The organism is Pseudoalteromonas sp. XMcav11-Q (assembly GCF_040104525.1).
GTDB lineage: Bacteria > Pseudomonadota > Gammaproteobacteria > Enterobacterales > Alteromonadaceae > Pseudoalteromonas.
This window is the reverse complement of sequence record NZ_JBECOX010000003.1, coordinates 180,337-199,794: the sequence shown is the minus strand read 5'-3', so window position 1 is coordinate 199,794 and position 19,458 is coordinate 180,337. Positions and strand designations below refer to the sequence as shown.

17 protein-coding genes and 1 tRNA gene are annotated in these 19,458 nt (G+C 40.0%); 17 read left to right on the top strand and 1 reads right to left on the bottom strand.

Features of this window, described 5'->3' with window-relative positions; all coding sequences use genetic code 11:
- Positions 1 to 215: 215 nt before the first annotated feature.
- Entirely contained in the window at positions 216 to 1,457 is a 1,242-nt protein-coding gene (locus tag ABMY45_RS06495) for a sugar MFS transporter (protein WP_171039497.1), read from the top strand.
- Between the two features lie 1,136 nt (positions 1,458 to 2,593).
- Here the strand turns inward: ABMY45_RS06495 and ABMY45_RS06490 are convergent.
- A tRNA-His gene (locus ABMY45_RS06490) sits at positions 2,594 to 2,669 on the bottom strand.
- Between the two features lie 201 nt (positions 2,670 to 2,870).
- On the opposite strand from ABMY45_RS06490, the gene ABMY45_RS06485 reads away from it, so the two are divergent.
- From ABMY45_RS06485 to ABMY45_RS06410, 16 genes are all read left to right on the top strand, one after another.
- Entirely contained in the window at positions 2,871 to 3,689 is an 819-nt protein-coding gene (locus tag ABMY45_RS06485; protein ID WP_010605790.1) for a mechanosensitive ion channel domain-containing protein, read from the top strand.
- A gap of 14 nt (positions 3,690 to 3,703) precedes the next feature.
- The gene (locus tag ABMY45_RS06480; protein WP_010605789.1) at positions 3,704 to 4,495 is read left to right on the top strand and encodes a DUF481 domain-containing protein; all 792 of its coding nucleotides are present in this window, start codon (positions 3,704 to 3,706) and stop codon (positions 4,493 to 4,495) included.
- 85 nt (positions 4,496 to 4,580) lie between these two features.
- The gene (locus ABMY45_RS06475; protein WP_206471503.1) at positions 4,581 to 7,256 is read left to right on the top strand and encodes an SLBB domain-containing protein; all 2,676 of its coding nucleotides are present in this window, start codon (positions 4,581 to 4,583) and stop codon (positions 7,254 to 7,256) included.
- A gap of 62 nt (positions 7,257 to 7,318) precedes the next feature.
- Positions 7,319 to 8,368, top strand: coding sequence for a nitroreductase family protein (locus ABMY45_RS06470; RefSeq protein WP_349288613.1), 1,050 nt, complete (start codon positions 7,319 to 7,321; stop codon positions 8,366 to 8,368).
- Positions 8,369 to 8,414: 46 nt separating this feature from the next.
- On the top strand, positions 8,415 to 9,527 hold the full coding sequence (locus tag ABMY45_RS06465) for a polysaccharide pyruvyl transferase family protein (protein ID WP_211200835.1): 1,113 nt from the start codon (positions 8,415 to 8,417) through the stop codon (positions 9,525 to 9,527).
- A gap of 109 nt (positions 9,528 to 9,636) precedes the next feature.
- Positions 9,637 to 10,032: a type II secretion system major pseudopilin GspG gene (gene gspG, locus ABMY45_RS06460; protein ID WP_211867732.1), complete on the top strand. Its 396-nt coding sequence runs from the start codon at positions 9,637 to 9,639 to the stop codon at positions 10,030 to 10,032.
- Positions 10,029 to 11,690 (top strand): GspE/PulE family protein, encoded by a 1,662-nt coding sequence (locus ABMY45_RS06455; protein WP_349288612.1) that lies wholly within the window; start codon positions 10,029 to 10,031, stop codon positions 11,688 to 11,690. Before gspG ends, ABMY45_RS06455 begins: the two co-directional genes overlap by 4 nt.
- Positions 11,690 to 12,889, top strand: coding sequence for a type II secretion system F family protein (locus ABMY45_RS06450; RefSeq protein ID WP_211867736.1), 1,200 nt, complete (start codon positions 11,690 to 11,692; stop codon positions 12,887 to 12,889). Before ABMY45_RS06455 ends, ABMY45_RS06450 begins: the two co-directional genes overlap by 1 nt.
- Positions 12,873 to 13,283 carry a type II secretion system protein gene (locus ABMY45_RS06445; protein ID WP_227387493.1) on the top strand — a complete coding sequence of 137 codons (411 nt, stop codon included), beginning with the start codon at positions 12,873 to 12,875 and terminating at the stop codon, positions 13,281 to 13,283. Before ABMY45_RS06450 ends, ABMY45_RS06445 begins: the two co-directional genes overlap by 17 nt.
- A complete protein-coding gene (locus ABMY45_RS06440; protein WP_349288611.1) occupies positions 13,219 to 13,665 on the top strand; it encodes a prepilin-type N-terminal cleavage/methylation domain-containing protein in 447 nt (148 codons plus the stop codon). Before ABMY45_RS06445 ends, ABMY45_RS06440 begins: the two co-directional genes overlap by 65 nt.
- Positions 13,659 to 14,354, top strand: coding sequence for a prepilin-type N-terminal cleavage/methylation domain-containing protein (locus tag ABMY45_RS06435; protein ID WP_211867742.1), 696 nt, complete (start codon positions 13,659 to 13,661; stop codon positions 14,352 to 14,354). Before ABMY45_RS06440 ends, ABMY45_RS06435 begins: the two co-directional genes overlap by 7 nt.
- A gap of 1 nt (position 14,355) precedes the next feature.
- Complete coding sequence (locus tag ABMY45_RS06430; RefSeq protein WP_349288610.1) at positions 14,356 to 15,246, top strand: hypothetical protein; 891 nt, start codon at positions 14,356 to 14,358, stop codon at positions 15,244 to 15,246.
- The gene (locus ABMY45_RS06425; protein WP_349288609.1) at positions 15,243 to 16,349 is read left to right on the top strand and encodes a hypothetical protein; all 1,107 of its coding nucleotides are present in this window, start codon (positions 15,243 to 15,245) and stop codon (positions 16,347 to 16,349) included. The genes ABMY45_RS06430 and ABMY45_RS06425 overlap by 4 nt, the downstream gene beginning before the upstream one ends.
- A complete protein-coding gene (locus ABMY45_RS06420) occupies positions 16,339 to 16,896 on the top strand; it encodes a hypothetical protein (RefSeq protein WP_211867750.1) in 558 nt (185 codons plus the stop codon). The genes ABMY45_RS06425 and ABMY45_RS06420 overlap by 11 nt, the downstream gene beginning before the upstream one ends.
- On the top strand, positions 16,893 to 17,360 hold the full coding sequence (locus tag ABMY45_RS06415; RefSeq protein WP_227387490.1) for a hypothetical protein: 468 nt from the start codon (positions 16,893 to 16,895) through the stop codon (positions 17,358 to 17,360). Before ABMY45_RS06420 ends, ABMY45_RS06415 begins: the two co-directional genes overlap by 4 nt.
- Positions 17,353 to 19,413, top strand: coding sequence for a secretin N-terminal domain-containing protein (locus ABMY45_RS06410; RefSeq protein WP_349288608.1), 2,061 nt, complete (start codon positions 17,353 to 17,355; stop codon positions 19,411 to 19,413). Before ABMY45_RS06415 ends, ABMY45_RS06410 begins: the two co-directional genes overlap by 8 nt.
- Positions 19,414 to 19,458 lie beyond the last annotated feature (45 nt).

The window sequence follows — 19,458 nt, the reverse complement described above, 5'->3', positions numbered from 1 at the left end:
ACTGGCCCTTTTTTGGTGATAGTTTTGCTCAAATTCTAACTGGTAATGAAATAGATTTTAACGTAAAGTTAAATGTCAGCGCTGTCATTTTTGTAAAGAAAGCAGTGAGCAAAGCAAAAAATAACAAGGCAAAAAGCCATACAAACAATAAACGATGAGTAATGTTTATGGAAGCTACCGTGTCGAATACAACAAAACGAAGTAACGCGATCCCTATGGCAATTGTCGCCGCCATGTTTTTTATTCTTGGCTTTGTGACTTGGCTTAATGGGTCGCTAATGCCATATTTGGAGCAAGTATTAAAACTAACTCCTCTCCAATCTTCATTTATTCTTTTCTCTTTTTATATTGCGGTGACATTTACCGCGGTTCCTTCTGCCCTAGTTATCCGCAAGGTGGGTTATAAAAATGGTATGGCCATCGCAATTGCGATGATGATGTGTGCGGCGTTGCTATATATTCCAGCGGCTAAAACACAAATGTTTGCATTGTTTTTGTTTGCTCAATTTACTATGGGTATTGGGCAAACATTATTACAAACTGCTGTAAATCCTTATGTGGTGCGTATTGGACCTGAAGAGTCAGCAGCTGTGCGCGTAAGTATTATGGGTATACTGAATAAAGGTGCTGGTATTGTTGCGCCGCTTGTATTTACCGCGTTGGTGCTGAGTAACTTTACTGATATGGCAGGTAAAGAGCTGACTCAAGCTGATATCGATGCAATGGCAAACGGTCTTATCGGGCCATATTTAGGCTTGGCTGCATTTATTGGTATTTTTGCCTTGGGTATTAAGTTTGCACCACTACCTGAAATAGAAAAAGATGATGAAGAAGAACATGGCTCAGTGAGAGAAGCGCTATCTCATCCTAATCTAAAGCTTGGTGTGATCGCACTGTTTTTGTATGTTGCGGTTGAAGTGATTGCTGGTGATACGATTGGTTCATTTGCGTTAGCGCTGGGTGTTGAAAAATATAGTGTGATGACCTCTTATACTATGGCTTGTATGGTTACGGGCTATATTTTGGGTATTATATTGATCCCGAGAGTAATATCGCAGGAGAGGGCGTTAACAGCATCTGCCGTGCTTGGTGTGCTTCTCACGCTCGCAATTTCATTTGGCAGCCCAGACTCATTTGTCATTTCAAATCTATTTGGATTATCAGCGTTGCCTGATATTCTATTGATGGTCGCTATTTTAGGTTTAGCAAATGCCATTATGTGGCCTGCTATTTGGCCGCTCGCATTATCTGGACTTGGCAAGCTAACCAGTGTAGGCTCTGGTTTATTGGTTATGGGTATTGCCGGTGGTGCATTCGGTCCAGTATTCTTAGGTTTAGCTAAGGGCACATCTGGCACAGTGGAATCACAGCAAATTGCACACCTTGTAATGTTACCTTGTTATCTATTTATAATCTTCTACGCTGTGAAAGGTCATAAGATCAAAAAGAAAGCGTAGCAAGAAAATGTAAAGCATTTCTATGTATGTAGAAATAATCCCGTGTGTGATGCCACCTGAATAAGGTGGCATTTTTTTATGCCTAAATCACTCCCTTACCTGCAAAACCGGCTTAATGCTGAGATCTTTTTCGCGATGTAAAATCGCTGCTACGCTGCTGTCTGGTGCTTATTGTTTGGTGTTGGTCGTGTAGGAGCTACTTTATGTAGCAAGGGTTTTATTCTTAAGTCGCGATATAAAATCGCTGCTACACAGATATTTAGTGCTTATTGTTTGGTGTTGGTCGTGTAGGAGCTACTTTATGTAGCAAGGGTTTTATTCTTAAGTCGCGATATAAAATCGCTGCTACGCTGATGTTTGGTGCTTGTTGCGTGTTGCTTGTTGTTTAGTGTTGGTCGTGTAGGAGCTACTTTATGTAGCGAGGGTTTTATTCTCAGTCGCGATATAAAATCGCTGCTACGCTGATGTCTGGTGCTTATTGTTTGGTGTTGGTCGTGTAGGAGCTACTTTATGTAGCGAGGGTTTTATTCTTAAGTCGCGATATAAAATCGCTGCTACGCTGGTGTTTAGTGCTTATTGTTTGGTGTTTGCCGTGTAGGAGCTACTTTATGTAGCAAGGGTTTTATTCTTAAGTCGCGATATAAAATCGCTGCTACGCTGATGTTTGGTGCTTGTTGCGTGTTGCTTGTTGTTTGGTGTTTGCCGTGTAGGAGCTACTTTATGTAGCGAGGGTTTTATTCTCAGTCGCGATATAAAATCGCTGCTACGCTGGTGTCTGGTGCTTATTGTTTGGTGTTGGTCGTGTAGGAGCTACTTTATGTAGCAAGGATTTTATTCTTAAGTCGCGATATAAAATCGCTGCTACGCTGATGTTTAGTGCTTGTTGTTTGGTGTTGGTCGTGTAGGAGCTACTTTATGTAGCAAGGGTTTTATTCTTAAGTCGCGATATAAAATCGCTGTTGCTTGTTGCTTGTTGCTTGTTGTTTAGTGTTGGTCGTGTAGGAGCTACTTTATGTAGCGAGGGTTTTATTCTTAAGTCGCGATATAAAATCGCTGCTACGCAGATGTTTGGTGTTTATTGTGTAGGAGTGATGTGTGCGTAAAAATATAAAATGGGAATGAATTTATAAAAAGAGTGGGGCGACTGATGGGACTTGAACCCACGACAACCGGAATCACAATCCAGGGCTCTACCAACTGAGCTACAGCCGCCACAAAAGACTTGAACACCTTGTCTGGTGTGGCGCGCATAATACATAAGTTTTTTCCAAATGCAAAGGGAAATATCGAAAAAACTTAATAAAAATTTTTTTTCGGAGATTATTTCCGCATACAGCAAATATTCATATATCCTATGTATGATCCAGCCGATCTAATGATAAATAACTGCTTAATATAAAAAGGGGGATGAGTATGGAAGCTGTTTGGAAATGGGTTAATGAGAACTCAGATTTAATCTTACACTATGTGCTTCAAGGCGTTATAGCACTAATAATTTTCTTCGTTGGCTTAAAACTAGCTAAGCTTAGTGCTGATCTCACTGAAAAAGCATTTGGTAAACGCAAAGTAGATAAAGCGGTAGGCTCATTCGTTGCCAATATTGCTTATGCGATTGTTTTTGCCGCGACGCTGCTTATGGCATTATCTCAGGTAGGTATCGAAACCACCTCATTCATTGCTATTTTAGGTGCCGCAGGCTTGGCTGTTGGTCTTGCCCTGCAAGGCTCACTTTCTAATTTTGCATCTGGCGTACTTATTATTATGCTGCGTCCGTTCAAGTCAGGAGACTATATTGAAGCTGGCGGCAAAGCCGGTAGTGTACAAAAGATAGAAATCTTCTCTACAGAGCTTCGTACTCCTGATAACAAAGTAATTGTAATGCCAAACTCTGCCATTATGTCCGGTGCGATCGTTAACTACTCACGCGAAAAAACACGTCGTATTGACCTTGTAATTGGTGTTGGCTACGACGCCGATCTACGAGAAGCAAAAGCGGTATTAAAGTCTGTACTAGACAATGAATCACGTATTTTGAAAGAGCCAGCTTATACGGTAGCAGTGCTGGAGCTTGCCGACTCAAGTGTTAACTTTGTTGTTCGTCCTTGGGTTAAAACAGAAGAGTACTGGCCAACGTATTTCACGCTTGTGGAAAATATTAAGATTGCGCTAGACGAAGCTAATATTACCATTCCATTCCCGCAAATGGATGTTCACCTACACAAAGATCAGTAAAAGGTTAGTTAGAAATGAAATTGAAGGTTTTAACCTGTTGTATTCTTATGGCTGCCAGCGCTAATGCTGCAGCAGAAGGTAAAGCTAAGAAACCACAGAAAGTTTGGGATGTAACCAGTGAAGTTGGTGCGATAATCACCAGTGGTAACACTGAGACAACAACGCTTAAAGGCGGGATCAAAGCTAAACACAATCTAACTAACTGGAACAATGAGTACAAGTTAGATGGCTTCTATAAAGAAGACACGCGTGAAAACGATGCTGGTGTAGACATTACATCTCGTACCAATGAAAAATACTCCGCGTCAGTTCAAGGCAACTATAAGTTAAACGAAGATAATAGCCACCTATTTGTGTTTGGTTCTTATGTTTCAGATTATTTTGGTGCTTACCGTAGCGAAGCAGTTATTTCAGTGGGTTACGGTCAACGTTTATTCGAAAATGACGATATGTATCTTAACGCTGAAATCGGTCCTGGTGTAAAGCGCTTCGAGCACCAAGACGATAGCACTGAACTTGACGATGATGGTGAATTGTTAGCAGGTACTTCTGAAAGCGAGTTCATTGGTGTTGGTAAACTAGATTACCAGTGGCAAATCTCAGAAAATGCGCGTTTTACACAGCTTATCGCGATTGAATACGGTGATACAAATACTAAGACAACCTCTGAAACGGCGCTGTTAACCAAAATAAATGGTTCGCTTCAAATGAAAGTGGCATATAACATTATCCACAACTCTGACGTAGCGGATGGCAAAGAAAATACTGATACAGAAACTTCACTTACTTTGGTTTACAGTTTCTAACAAGTATCTTCCCAAAGGGCACTCATGTGCCCTTTTAATTCTTCCAAACTTCGGTAGAATGCTCAAAGTTTAACAAAAGTCTATAATGGAAGAGATTTCAGTGAAGTTCTTCAGAATAATATTGCTCTCAGTTTTTATTCTTATATCGCATCAATCAGTTGCGATGACACCAAGCAAACAGCAAATAGAACAGTTCAAAAAGCTCCCTAAAGCTCAGCAGGAAGCCCTTGCGAAGCGCTATGGCATCGATCTAAGTACTTTAGATAGCAAAACATTAGGCAATAAAGAGAAAGAAGAAAAAGATACTTCGATTCAACCTCGAAACAAAAATGGATTGCTGGAAGAGGAAGAAGAGGAAGATAAGTTTAAGCCGAAGCAGGAAGAGCTAAAGCCTTTTGGTTATGAGCTTTTTGCAGGTGAGCCTTTAACATTTATGCCTTCTGAGTTGGCTGCAATTCCTGATACTTATTTGTTGGGTATTGGCGATCTGGTGAAGATCAATTTGTATGGTAAAACCAACGAAGAACATGAAGTTCAAATTGACAGAGAAGGGCGTCTTGCAATTCCAAACCTGAGCCCGGTTCACGTTATTGGTTTGTCATTTAAAGAGCTAAAAGCACTGATCACAAAAAAAATATCAGAAGAAATGATCGGAGTTCAAGCTTTTGTCTCGATGGGTGAGCTAAACCCTATGCGCATTATGGTAGTGGGTGAAGCATACAAGCCTGGTAGTTATACGGTTTCACCGCTTGCGACAGTGACCCATGCGCTATTTGTTTCTGGCGGTGTAAGTGATAGTGGTTCGCTTAGAAAAATTCAAGTAAAGCGAGCGGGTAAGCTAGTTACCACATTTGATTTATACGACTTATTGCTGTTTGGTGATAGCTCTGATGATGTAGTCCTAAAGCCTGGCGATGTTGTATTTATCCCGCCTGCAGCTAAGAAGATTAAAGTAAAAGGTGAAGTTAACCGCCAAGCCATCTTTGAGCTTAAAGAGTCAGACACGCTTGAGAGTGTGATGGCGATGTCAGGTGGTTTCAAAGCGAACGCAAACAAGTCAAAAGTAGTCGTATCACGTTACAACGGTGATGGAAGGCGCATTACCCTGAACTACAACTTTACTGAAAATACCAGTTATAAGCCGCAGAACGGTGATGAAATATCAGTCAATGCCGCATCAACTCGTTTTCAAAACACTGTAACTGTGGTTGGTGCAGTAACTAGCCCAGGGCATTATGAATGGCACCAAGGTAAGACGCTAAAGGATGTATTTAGTGCGCCAAGGGAAGATTTGTTATCTATCGCCGACTTCGGGTACTCACTGATTATCCGTGAAGTAAACTTTGAAGGCGACATCGCTATCCATCAGTTTTCTTTACAAGATATTTTTAACGGTAAAGCGGGTGATATAGAGCTCGCGTCTAACGATACAATCGTCGTATTTAGCCGCTACCAGCTTAAAGAAGAAGAAGAACAGTTATTAGAAGACCTCGCGTATAACAAAGAGCAACTAAAATTGCGTGAAAATGTAAAGCTATGGGAGCAGTTTGAGCGTGATGAATTTTTAAAATATATCGGCTTAAAAGAAGATGAGCTGTTCGAACTTGAGGAAGAAGTTGAACTGATCACAAGTATTGATGCATTGTTCCAAGAGCCAAAAGAAGTAGAAGACGAAGAGTATGCGGTTTTTAGTCGTCAAAAGCTATTAGCGCCTATTCTAGCTAAACTTCAAAGACAGGCAACCCCAACGGAACCAGCGCAATTATTTGCTATAAATGGCCAAGTTAAGTTTCCAGGTGTGTATCCTTTATCAAAAAATGCGAACTTCCAAAAGGCGGTACGGGCTGGCGGTGGATTTCTTGAAGCGGCTTATCTTGAGCAAGTTGAGTTAACACGAGTTGTATACGACGATGGTAAACAGGTTGAGCATATCCAGTTTAATGGTGTAAATGAACTGGCGGATCCGACACAGGCGTTAACCAGCAAAGATACTGTAAACATCTTCCCTAGACCTAATTGGCAGGAAAGGCTTCAAGTTAAAGTTGTGGGTGAAGTTAAATTCCCTGGCACCTATACCATCAAGCGTGGTGAGACGCTTGATAGCCTGCTTGAAAGAGTGGGTGGTTTTAACCAGTTTGCACATAAAGAAGCGGCTATTTTTACTCGTGAGTCCATTAAGCGTAAAGAAACTTCACAAATTCAACGTTTAACGCAAGAGCTAAGACGCGATATTATCACTAATACTTTTCAGAAGAGCGCGACTGCGAATACCTCAATGCCATATGAAGATATGGATAAGATTTTGAGAGATTTATCTAAAGTTGAAGCGTTAGGACGTCTTGTTATTGATTTAGACAAACGCTCGACACAAGCATTACAGCTAGAAGATGGAGATGCGCTATATATTCCTGCGATGCAAGACTCTGTCAGTGTTATTGGTGAGGTCAACTTGGCAGCAACGCACTTATTTGATTCGTCTAAATCAGTTGATGACTATATTAAAGCGAGTGGTGGTCTAAAACAAAAAGCGGATGATGAACGGATCTATATTATCAAAGCTAATGGTTCAGTAGAGCTCCCAGGCTCAGGGACTTGGTTTGCTGTGAGTAGTCATGCTAACCAACTAGCTCCTGGTGATACGATTGTTGTACCGCTTGATGCTCAACATATTGATAGTCTGACGCTATGGAGTACAGCAACACAGATTATCTATCAACTAGGTCTGGCAGCCGCGTCGATTGCTACGTTGAACAATAATTAGTAATTAACAAAATTTGATTAAAAAAGGATACGGGAAACGTTTGTTTCCCGTATTTACGTTTTATGCAGAAATTAAAAAAGCTCATCATTAAGCTAATTGAAACGACACAGCGTATCGTGAGACCTTTGTTCATAGGCTCTCCAACGCTAAGCCGTCTTTACTACCTTCTCTTTGACAGAGCATTTGGGTATGAGCAGCAAGCAATACTAAAAGCCAAGATCCAGTATGAAAAACATCAAGGTATTCAAGATAACTCAAGTGCTTTGCTGCGTCGTAATATTCATCGTCTAGAGAAGGGCTTGATCATGCGCCCTCGCAAAAAGGTTTTTGCATTAGATTATATTGAAGAAACGGTTTCTGTTTATTTGCGAGCTGTGAGCCTTGCGCATTTTGAGCGAAGTGACTTGATTTGGGCTCACTCAGTTTTGTGCCAATTTTTTGCTGTTTGTGACGTCGAACATCCAATTATTAAAGCCAGTTTTGCAGCTTTTAAAGCAGTTGACTTTGATGGGGAGAGTAGCTCTGTACCGTACTCTAGTAGTGAAAGAGCGGCCCACGAGATTAGCCCAAAGCAATTTAAAGCACTATGTAAAACAAGGTGCTCAGTTCGATGGTTTGAGCAACGAGAGGTTGAAAGGGAACTCCTTATTGAAGCTTTATCTATGGCCACTGAAGCACCAAGTGCATGTAATCGACAGGCTTTTGAATTTATGTGGATAGATGACGAAGCCACAAAGCAACAAGCGGTCAAATTACCCGGAGGCACAGCGGGGTTCGCATCTCAAATCCCCTGTCTACTGGCGGTAGTTGGAGATTTGTCGGCATACCCGTTTGAAAGAGATCGTCATGTTATTTATATTGATGCTTCACTAGCGAGTATGCAGTTTATGTTGGCATGTGAAACATTAGGACTTTCTACTTGCGCGCTAAACTGGCCAGAGCTACACACTTTAGATAAGCGAGCTGCAAAATTGCTTAACCTGCCACAACATAAGCGGATCGTGATGTTTATTGCGGTGGGATACGCTCTTGAAGAAGGGGGAATTCCATTTTCAAATAAAAAGTCGCCAGAAAAGTTACTTACACACCCGGATTTAAACAAACGTGATTAATATTGAAATAAAAGGTGTTCAGTTCTCGAATAAAGGGGCTGAGCTAATGTTGCTGTCTATTTTAGCGCAACTAGAAAAAGAAATAGGTGAATATAATTTAGTATTGTCACCTGGGCCCAACTTACCTTATAAAAAAAGAGCGCAACTAGGGGCCTTTCAAAAGCTAAGTTTCAGAAGGGGGTCTGTCGATCTAACGGGTTTGTTCGGTAAACTGCCTCACATTATCAAGCGTTTACTTAAGCGTTATGGCATAGTAACAGAGGCTGATGTAGATGTTATTCTAAATGCAAGTGGGTTTTCTTATGGAGATCAGTGGCCGCTAAATGATCTGAAAAACGCAGCGAAAGAAGCGGTTAGATTCAAAAAAGCGGGCAAGCCATATATGGTGCTACCGCAAGCGCTAGGTCCATTTAAAAAAGCCGACCACGCAGCAGCAGCACGTACACTGATCAATGCGGCATCAAAAGTGTATCCTAGAGATAAAGCTTCGTTTCAAGCGTGTGAGGCCTTAAATAGTAGTGGCTCTTTACAGCAAAGCCCTGACTTTACTGCACTAATTGAACCGGAAATAATTGAACCATTTGCAACTAAAACAGTCTGTTTTATTCCGAATAATAAAGTTGTTTCAAGCTATCACCATGAAACTGCTCAAAGTGGTACTGAAGCGTATATTGGATTTTGGCGTCATCAAGTCGAGCTTTTTCAGCAATCTGGTTTTGATGTGGTTTTACTTAATCATGAAGGTGTGGAAGATAGGTTACTGTGTGAGACAATAGCCAAAGGTATAGAAAGCAAAGTAGATATCGTCGACGGCCTAGGTGCAATCGAGATAAAAGCATTTTTGGGGCGTTGTGATGCCGTCGTCAGTAGTCGCTTTCATGGTTGTGTAAGTGCACTATCACAAGGTGTTCCTTGTCTTGCGACGAGCTGGAGTCATAAGTACGAAATGCTGTTCGAAGAGTATGGTATTGAGGAGAATATTCTTGATTACCTTGCAAGCACTGAAGAGGTAAGTGCTAAAGTTGAGCAATTTATAAATGGGCTAGACGAGCAGAAAAATGCAAGTAGCGCTCACGCTGCACAGGTCAAGAATGAAAATAACGCCATGTGGCAAAGTGTAATTGCTGAAATTAATAGTTATCAGTCGAAATTAAGCTGATAGAATAGTCGAAATATACACCTATAGGCATGGTTGCTAAATTTCGTAGCGATGAAGATTACTTGTAGGTAAAAACATATACTTTTCATCAAATATATAGGAGCTGAAGATGAAGAAACAACGAGGTTTTAGCTTAATGGAGCTGTTAATCGTATTGATTATTCTAGGGTTATTAGGTTCCTTGGTTGCTCCAAAGCTATTCTCTAAGGTCAGTTCTTCTAAGAAGAAAACAGCAGTAGCACAAATGCAAATGTTTGAAACGGCTATTGATACTTATCGATTAGACATGGGGACTGTTCCAGCCACACTAGAAGAATTAAGAAATAGCAATGCGGCGAACTGGGACGGCCCTTATTTACCAAAAGATATCCCCTTAGATCCTTGGGGTAAGCCTTACGTTTATACTGTTCCTGGTGCCCAGAACCGTCCTTACGACATAATGTCTTACGGCTTGGATGGTAAAGAAGGTGGTGATGGTGAAAGTGAGGATATAATTCATAAATGAATGAGTTAGAGAAAGTACTGCTTGAAGACTTTCATGTGGCAGTCAATGACCTTGAAAAGGCGAAATCATACCAAAGTCGCTTTAATGGGCGTCTTGAGCAAATACTCGTGAATATGGGGTGTTTGTCTGAAGATGAGTTATGTTCATTATTTTCAAAAGTTTTTGGTTACGAACCATTTAGACCAGATGAATATTCACAATGGAAAATTCCTGAAGGGTTGGATCCAGAGAAGCTTGAGCGACTAAAGCAGGTTGGTGCGCTGCTTCTTGAGTACAATGAAAGTAACTGGATCATTGCGTGCAAAGACCCGCTATCGATGGGCCTTGCTCATATAGTTGAAGAGGCTTCTGTAAGTTTAACAATATATGTCGCGACTGAGTCGCAACTACAAGAGTTTTTTTTCGAGATAGAGAGCAAAAAAGATTCTCAAGCGATTGAAGAACATTTGACTGGCGATGAAGAGGCTAGGTTACGAGAGCTAGCTTCAGAAGCTCCGATAGTTAACCTTCTTAATTCATTAATTACAAAAGCGTTAGCACGAAATGCTTCTGATATGCATTTGGAACCACATAAAAATAGGTATAGAGTTCGTTATCGTGTTGATGGCGTGCTTCATGAAGTGGATTCATTGGCTCCAAAGATGCAGCTTCCTATTACCACTAGGCTTAAAATTCTTTCTGGTATGGATATCGCAGAGAAGCGTCGTCCCCAAGATGGAAAAATAGAGCTACGTATTGCCAATCAAGAATTGGATATCCGTGTCTCTGCGCTTCCTCTAAACGAGGGGGAAAGTATCGTCCTGCGTTTTTTGAGAAAAGACTCAATTAGATATGATATGTCGGTGCTCGGTTTGTCTGAAGATACTCAGGGACTGATTAGTCAAGATCTGAAAAAGACAACTGGGGTGATATTGTTAACAGGCCCTACAGGGTCAGGTAAAACAACAACATTATATACGTTTCTCAATGAACTAAATACCGAAGACGTAAAAATTATTACGCTAGAGGATCCCGTTGAGTATCAACTTGAAGGGATCAATCAAGTTCAGGTTAACCCAGATATTGGTTTTGACTTTGCAGCAGGTTTACGCTCCATAGTTCGTCAAGACCCAGATATCATCATGGTTGGTGAGATCCGAGACAAAGAAACAGCACAAATTGCTCTACAGTCTGCATTAACCGGGCATTTAGTGTTCAGCACGGTGCATACCAATGATGCGGCAGGGGCATACACTCGATTACTCGATTTGGGCGTAGAGGAGTTTTTACTTAACGCCGCACTTGTGTCTGTCGTTGCGCAGCGATTAGCAAGACGTTTATGTTCGCATTGTGCAGAGCCTGCAGACAATGCAGAGGAACTGATCAATAAATACCCGCTGCAAGAAATAGCAGATATGGCAGGAATTAAAACGCTTAATTTAAAACAGCCTAAAGGGTGCGAGCATTGCAATAACTCCGGCTTTAAGGGGCGTATAGCAGTAAATGAGTATCTTCGCTGTGACGATGAAATCAAGGCGATCCCTAAAAATGATCAGTTTATTGGTAAGGCAAAAGCGCACAATAGGAAATTACAGCGAAGAGATTTAATGGAAGATGGTCTCTTTAAAGTTATTACTGGTGTTACCACAATCGACGAAGTATTAAGGGTTGCAGGGTAATGGAATTTGAGTATAAGGCGATCGACAGCAATGGCTCTCGGCATCAAGGCACAATTGAGGCAAATGATCTAGCGCAAGCTCAACAGCGTCTCAATGCAGATGGCCTTAGCCCGATTGAAATTAAAGCAATTGCTAAAGGAACCGCATTTTCTGGTTTATTTTCACAAAAGGTCACCTTAGATCAGCTTGAGTTTTTTACCAGCGAACTATCTTTGTTGCTAGAAAGCGGCGTTCGAGTAGATAAAGGGATCGATATTATTCGCCAATCCAACACTAACCCTGCTCTGAGTCGGTTGTTAAACCAAATTGCCGGTTCGATCAAAAAAGGAGATTCACTCAGCCAAGCGTTTTCTAAACATGAAGCCTTGTTTGGGCCTTTATACATTAGCCTGCTTAAAATTGGTGAAACATCAGGTAATTTGCCTGAGGTACTAAAGCGCTTAGCCGCGGATCTTAAATTTCAAAAAGATCTTAAGTCTCAGGTTAGCACGGCATTGACTTACCCTAGTGTGATTTTCTTTGTCTGTATGATGGCCGTATATTTTGTACTTACTTTTATCGTGCCGAAAATGGCTGGTATTTTCACTGATCTAAGCCAAGCACCGTGGTATACTCAGATGATAATTGGGATCAGTCAATTTTTTATTGAGTATCAAGCTCTTATTCTTATCGGTGTGACTTTGTCCGTTGTTCTTTCTGTATACGCTCTACAGAAACCAGACGTAAAAAACTGGTGTTATATACAAGTTAGTAAGCTACCTGGAGTAGGGCGCATAATCACAACTTCAGAAAGAATAAGGTTTGCTCAATCTATGTCAATGATGTTGGAGGCTGGACTGCAACTAGATACTACTTTAGAACTAACAGCCGAAACATTGAAGCATCCCGACTTTCGACGAGATTCTAAACAAGCTCTTCGACAGCTAAAGTCTGGGAAGCAATTAGCTGAAGTGCTAGGGAAAACGAGAATATTTCCTGATTTCTTTTTATCTATCATCAAGGTTGGTGAAGAAACTGGCCGCTTACCAACGGTCTTTCAAGAGGTGGCATCACGCTCTCGAAATGATCTAGAACTAGTGATAAAAAAGCTGACAACAATGCTAGAACCACTAATGCTACTTTTCATGGGGGGATTCGTTGGAGGTATAGTCATAACAATGTTGATGAGTATGGTTTCCATAAATGATGTCCCACTGTAAAAAAACATCTGGCTTTTCTTTAATTGAGTTAATGGTAGTGCTTGCTATTGTTAGCTCATTGATGATGCTTACTGGGGGGCTAGTTGTCGAGAGTATCGCAAAGCAAACTCGGATAGTTGAGTTGAAAAAGGTTCAAAATATATTTAAGGTTTTGAGCTACAAGGCTTATTACGGTGGATATAGCTTTGAAATAGAGTTAATTGGTGATCAAATTCATGTGAAGTCGGAAACGGAGGAAAATACTATCAAGTTTAAAGAGCTCCGATTCAAGAACTCTAAAATTGTAATATCAACGAAAGCAAGTATTTCACCTCACAGTTTTATAATACTTGAAAAAAGTCATGAAAGAGAAGTTCAGATTGCTCCGCTATTCGAAACATATAACCAAGGTTAAGGGCTTCACTCTAATAGAAGTGCTCATTGCAGCGATTATTTTATTCAGTTCAATTGCTTTGGTTTCACAATTATTTAAAAGTGCTTTGGTCTTTTCTAGTAAAGCAGCCGAAGTAGCTCAGTTTTACCAATTAGCACCGAGCTTAGTAACATCTATAAAGTCTGAACTAAGATTAGTTGCTTCAACTAAGGAGGCAAACTATGAAGGAAAAGTAGAGCTATTAGGAGAGCGGTTTAACTGGCAAGCACGAAGAATTTTGTTCAATAATGAGCAAGGACGAGAAGATTTTTTTAAGAAAAACCAGCGCTTTGCAGTTTATAACGTGATGGTTACGGGTAGTAAAGCCAATGAGCAATTTGAGTTTGAGGTTGCCACATGGTAGCTAAAACTAAAGGCTTTACTTTAATTGAGTTACTAATTGCGACCAGTATTCTTACTATTGTGATGTTTTCAGGTTATTACAGTTACAGTGTATTTTCAAATCAGTGGAAGTCACGAACAGACTATTACTGGAAAGTAACCCAACGTTCTTTGGCTTTTGATGCAATATCAAGAGTGATCGAGTCAGCTTACCCTTATGTTGTGACCTCTGATAAGGGGGAACCTGCGCTGTATCTATCTGGTGATCAAGATAGGTTAATGTTTATTTCGCGCTCACCACTTTTTAGCCCAGAGAGTGCACTAGTCGAATTTAAACTAATTAATCGAGGGGAAAGTTTTGATCTTGCTTACAATGAATCACCTATGAGCGAACATTTAATTTTAAATCAATCTGATGAAGTTGAATGGAAGTATCAAGCTATATTGTTATCGGGTTTGTCTGATATCAAATTCTCTTATATAGGGTGGGGAGGGCTAGATGAAACCCTCAAAGCTGTATCAACAGATTCAGACCAGCAAGCAAATATTGATTTTAAAACTTACAGGCAGCATGTAATGGAAGATATGAGAATACTACCGTTACAAATTAGAATAGCCATAGAATCAGACGAAGGTAAAAGTGAAATGCATATTGCTTTACCTAATGGTTCCTATGCTGCTTTATTAGCATACTTAAGGGAAGAAGTTTAACGTGGAGAAGGTAAAGGGTATTGCCTTAATTCAGGTGCTTATTATTTCCTTGGTCTTATCGCTGCTAGGTATTTTTATATTACAAACAGGTCAAGAGCAGGTTAAAACATCATCGCAAATAAAAAAGTCATTTGAGTTGCGTCTTCAGCTTGAAAGTACAGAAGCCCTTTTGACGAATGCATTATTAACTGCACCTAATTACAATGATCCCAACAATGTAAATGAAATAGCGACGATTTGGAATTTTCATGGTTCGGTGTTTAAGATTAACGGTGTTGAAGTTTCAATCCAAGATCTAGGTGGTTTAATAAGTTTAAATACAACCGGAGGAGATCTCATTGGAGACTTTCTTGTTTACATGGGGAGTGAGCAAGCGCAAGCTAAGGAGTTTGTAGATTCACTCCGAGATTGGAAGGATGAAGATTCGAGAGTTTTTAGGCAAGGAGCTGAAAGCGAGTACTATAGGAATAGTAATTTAAAAGGTGTCCGTAATGGATATCTCCAGTCTTTAGGAGAGGTGCTGCATATTAAGGGTGCAAAAAAAAATCGCCTAGATAAGTTGCTTCAGTACTTTACCGTTGAGCACGTCTCTGGTTTCAATCCGCTAAACGCTCCTAAAGAGGTAATGGCCTCATTTGTTAAAAACAAATCTACTGTGGAAAAGCTTTTAGAACTGCGTGATAATGGCCAGCTTAGTGCGAATGTTTTCTATAAATATACAGGTTTCTCCAGTGGTGAGTCTCTTACGTTTTCGACTGGAAACTTACTTAGAATAACCATGAGGGTTAAATCCGATGACCAAACGCTTTCTAAGCAATTTATTGTAAATTTGCGTGTAAGGTCAAAACATCGTCCTTTTGTAATGACAGATGTCAGTTGGAATCTTGAATGAAGTTTATAAACGATATCACAAAATATTTAGGTGTTCATAAGTTAGTTCGTAACCATGTTGGGTATTATTGCGATAGTATCTATTCACTTTCGGACAGTGGGTTTGTCGAAGCACCCTCTACCCCAAAAGTGTTAATTTTAGCAAGAAAGCATTTTAAGGAAACGTGGCAAACATATCCCTCAGTTAGTCATAATGAACTTAGGTCGATACTAAGCTTACAAACTGAGTTGGAATCAGGATTAGTCAAATTTATACACAAAAAAAATGATGTTCAAGAAGGGTTTGATGTTCAAACTCTTGTCATCGATAAAGAGCTTGTAGATTATTATCCTCACTGTATCTATATCCCGGAAACAGAATTGGTAGGGAGTATGAAAGGAGAAAATGAAAGGGTTTATGAGCTAGAAACACCTATAGGAGTGCTTTATTATTCTTCTGGGGGGAAAAGTTCTAGTGTGTACGAGAATGCATTAGTGAGCAATATAGATCGGTTTTGTTTATCAATGGGCATCTCAGATTCGAAGGAAAAAGTCCGGCTAAATCAGAACGACTACTCAGGTTATTTAGTAAAAAAAATAGAAAATATCAATTTAACCGAGCTAATTAATTTGGCTGTATTCGATAGCAAAAGAATCTTTAATTGGAATTACGTCCATGGGCTATACCTTGTTCCTCTTTTTACTGCACTTTTAGTTGCTGTGGGGGCAAAAGTTTTTACTAGTATTGAGTTATCAAAACTGAATTCAGAAATTACTGAAAACTCTGCTCAAATTGAAAACTTGCTGTCGCAAAGCAACAAAGTGGAGCAGCTTAAAAGATATGTAATTCAGACCAATAATAACTTTAGTCAGTATCCGCAAGTGCATAAAAACTGGCAGATCGCATTTGAAGCCATAAATAGTGGAATGGACATTCAGCAGTTTTCTGGTGAAGATAATAACGTTACGATTAGAGGGTTTGCGGATTCAGCCTCTCAAGTTTTAGAGTCTATAGCTCGCTCCTCGATGATAGAGAGTGCTCAGTTTTCTGGTTCGGTTATGAAATCTGGAAAGAGAGATTATTTTGTATTAGAGCTTAAGGTTAAGAAGACGAATGAAAACTGAGCTTTTAAAGTATAGGCATTACCTATTAGTACTTTTTGGCTTATTGCTATACATGTATGTAATAGAGCCTTTGTGGTACTCCGTAAAAGAAGATATTCAAGAGCAAGTTTTATTAGCACAAAGAACACAGAAAATTAATTACTTAGTTAATTCTCAAAAAGAAATTGAGAGCAATCTAAGTGCATTACTAACTAGTAGTGCACAGATAAAAGATTACGTATATCCGTATTCGAGCGAGTCTGATTTTAAGCTTAAAGCCCAAAGCCGTGTTGAAAGGTTGCTTACTTCACTGGATTGCCAAGTTGAAAGTGTCGGGTGGGGCGGGCGTGATGAACTAATTGATAAAGTTGAATGGTACTTGGATGTTAGATTTCGAGGTACACCTGATTGTGCTTTACGGTTTACAAGAGAATTTGAATCTCAAACGCCCCTAGGTAGAATTAAAAGTTATTCTTATGCTGGAAGAGAAGTATCCGGCAAGCCAAACAACCGCATGGTCATCATGTTAAAGTTGGTATTTTGGCAAAATAATAGGGAAACACTATGAAGTGGTTTTTAGTGTTGTTGAGCGTTAGTACGGTTGTGTTTATGTTATCTGGGCTTGAACTCGCTGGCCAACAAAGTAAAGACAAAGAGTTACCTGATAACTCTACTACTATAAATTTCGTGCTGCCAACTCAAGTTGCAGAATTAGAAGTTGAGCAACAGTGGCTTTTTCGGGATAAATTACCCGAAGAAAGTGCCGAAAAGAACGATAAAGAGATGAAACCTGCAGAAGTAGAGGGGGGGCTCTTGATAGCCGGAGAAAGTTATCAATTTTTAGGTATTTTTCAAAAAGGTAAGAACCCTTTTGTAGTTTTGAAATCGAAGGATGCTGAGCTATTTAAGTTAGAAAAGGGAGACGAATTCAAAAGCTCTAAGCTTGTTGATATCAAGGGTAATGAAATTACTGTGATTAACAGCGAGAAAGAGTATAAGTTTAAATTGTTTGAGAGAAGTAACAATGGCTAAGACAATAACTAAATCGACAATCATGCTGGTGCTTGCCTTTAGCCTATCAGGGTGCAATTCGACTATAGATCGTAACAAGGAAGTGAAGCAGGTTGTTGTCGAGACCTCCTATTTGAATACAGATAAAGTCGCTATGGAGAGTCAGGCGTTTGAGACAACGAATGAACAGGATAAAAAAGGTGGTATTCAAAGATTAAGCTCTCTTTCTGATATAACCTCGAATGGCAATTTAAATATAGACTTAGCTCGAGACTTTAGCGATAAAGTCGAGCGTAAAATATCAGTCAATGCACTGCCTTTAAATGACTTTATCCATTACACTTTTGGTGAATTGCTGGATGTTTCTTATCTCGTTGAAGCCAAGGTTAAAACGACTGAAACACCAGTTACGCTGGAGTTGAAAGAAAGTGTGTCAGAACAAAAGCTATTTGGCTTGATTTTGCAGGTACTATCTCAAAATAATGTTGCTGTATCAAAAAGTGAGGGGGTGTATTATCTTCATCACTTAGCTAGCGATGGTCGTCAGAATCGAGCGTTTGGCTTTGGCCGCAACCCGAGTGATGTACCTAATGTGGCTACTGAAGTCGTACAGCTAGTGCCGATTCGATATGGGATGCCTCCAAATTTAATTAATATTCTTTCGCAACTTGTTGATGCTGAAGTTTTGTTTGATAACGTGCAGTCAATGCTTACTATTCAGGGAAAAAGAGAGCAAGTTTCGCGCGCTATTTCGCTAGTGTCACTTCTTGATAGCCCCGTTGTTTACAATAAAGCCACAGCTATGCTGACTTTTGAATATATTAGTTCAGAATCTTTTATTGAGAAAGTAACGGGGATCTTGAAAGAAGAAGGTATAATTGTAGCTGATAATTTAAGGCAGGCGAGTGTAAAATTCATACCGCTCGAACATTTGGGGAAAGTTGTAGTATTTGCCACCAGTGATCAAATTATTGATCGCATTAGTTATTGGAGAAATGAGCTAGATAAACCTTCAGTGGGGGCTGAGCAAAGTTTTTATATATATCATCCAAAGTTTGCTAGGGCGTCAGACCTAGGTGAAAGTTTAGCACCGCTATTAGGAGGGAGCTACTCGAAGAATGATAGAGGGTTTGACGAAAATAGTTCAAGTAGTTCAGCATCTACTCGTTCTAATAATACGAGACAAAGTTCATCAAATAAAAGTAGTGAAGCTATAGAAGGTGAGCAGATACGTTTAGTTGTGGACGAAAGAGCTAATGCGCTAATTTTTTACTCGACGGGGCGCCATTATCAAGAGCTACTGCCAATAATCAATAAGCTAGATATCATGCCTAAGCAGGTAATGATGGAAGTAGTGATTGCTGAGGTGAAGTTAACTGGGTCGTTCTCAAAAGGGGTTGAATATGCGCTGCGAAGTGGAGCCAGCTCATCTTCAGAGCGCTTTAACTTTAACTCAAAGGACGGCTTTAACTACTCTATCGTTGGCTTGCCTGGGACGTTTAGCATTAATCTGAATCAATCTAATGGGCTAGTGAATGTTTTATCAAGACCTTCTTTATTAGTTAGAGATGGGGTATCTGCTAATATAAGTGTAGGGGATGACATTCCAACGGTTGGAAGTACTACAACTGACCCAATTAGTGGAGACCGGCAGACTACAGAGCTACAATATCGAAAAACTGGAGTTAATTTAACTGTCACACCTACGGTCAATGCAAAAGGTACGGTAATTATGAGTATCGAGCAGAATATCTCAAATGTATCACCGGACAGTAGTGGGGCCGCTGGAAATCCCGCAATTTTCGAACGAACATTATCAACAGAAGTTGTAGCATCAGATGGCCAAACTGTAATGTTAGGTGGTCTGATTAGTGAAAACTCCTCAAAAGGAGCTACCTCTATTCCTCTTTTGGGTGATGTACCACTTCTTGGGCATTTATTTAGAAGTGATAATTCGTCTAGTGATAAGACCGAGCTTGTGATTTTAGTTACTCCAAAAATTGTTCATGACACAGCCGATTGGGAAAGAGTCAAAGAGAGCTTCCTTCTAGGGCTAGAAAATGTGAAGTTTTAAAAAAAAAGCTAATTTGAGTTGAAAGTTCTGTAGTTAAACGCTAAG

Bases quoted from the DNA above. Each gene is read 5' to 3' on its own strand.
- ABMY45_RS06495 (WP_171039497.1), top strand. From the start codon at position 216: ATGGCAATTGTCGCCGCCATGTTTTTTATTCTTGGCTTTGTGACTTGG.
- ABMY45_RS06465 (WP_211200835.1), top strand. From the start codon at position 8,415: ATGTTGCTGTCTATTTTAGCGCAACTAGAAAAAGAAATAGGTGAATAT.
- gspG (WP_211867732.1), top strand. From the start codon at position 9,637: ATGAAGAAACAACGAGGTTTTAGCTTAATGGAGCTGTTAATCGTATTG.
- ABMY45_RS06445 (WP_227387493.1), top strand. From the start codon at position 12,873: ATGATGTCCCACTGTAAAAAAACATCTGGCTTTTCTTTAATTGAGTTA.
- ABMY45_RS06480 (WP_010605789.1), top strand. From the start codon at position 3,704: ATGAAATTGAAGGTTTTAACCTGTTGTATTCTTATGGCTGCCAGCGCT.
- ABMY45_RS06425 (WP_349288609.1), top strand. From the start codon at position 15,243: ATGAAGTTTATAAACGATATCACAAAATATTTAGGTGTTCATAAGTTA.
- ABMY45_RS06475 (WP_206471503.1), top strand. From the start codon at position 4,581: ATGGAAGAGATTTCAGTGAAGTTCTTCAGAATAATATTGCTCTCAGTT.
- ABMY45_RS06450 (WP_211867736.1), top strand. From the start codon at position 11,690: ATGGAATTTGAGTATAAGGCGATCGACAGCAATGGCTCTCGGCATCAA.
- ABMY45_RS06485 (WP_010605790.1), top strand. From the start codon at position 2,871: ATGGAAGCTGTTTGGAAATGGGTTAATGAGAACTCAGATTTAATCTTA.
- ABMY45_RS06415 (WP_227387490.1), top strand. From the start codon at position 16,893: ATGAAGTGGTTTTTAGTGTTGTTGAGCGTTAGTACGGTTGTGTTTATG.
- ABMY45_RS06420 (WP_211867750.1), top strand. From the start codon at position 16,339: ATGAAAACTGAGCTTTTAAAGTATAGGCATTACCTATTAGTACTTTTT.
- ABMY45_RS06410 (WP_349288608.1), top strand. From the start codon at position 17,353: ATGGCTAAGACAATAACTAAATCGACAATCATGCTGGTGCTTGCCTTT.
- ABMY45_RS06455 (WP_349288612.1), top strand. From the start codon at position 10,029: ATGAATGAGTTAGAGAAAGTACTGCTTGAAGACTTTCATGTGGCAGTC.
- ABMY45_RS06435 (WP_211867742.1), top strand. From the start codon at position 13,659: ATGGTAGCTAAAACTAAAGGCTTTACTTTAATTGAGTTACTAATTGCG.
- ABMY45_RS06470 (WP_349288613.1), top strand. From the start codon at position 7,319: ATGCAGAAATTAAAAAAGCTCATCATTAAGCTAATTGAAACGACACAG.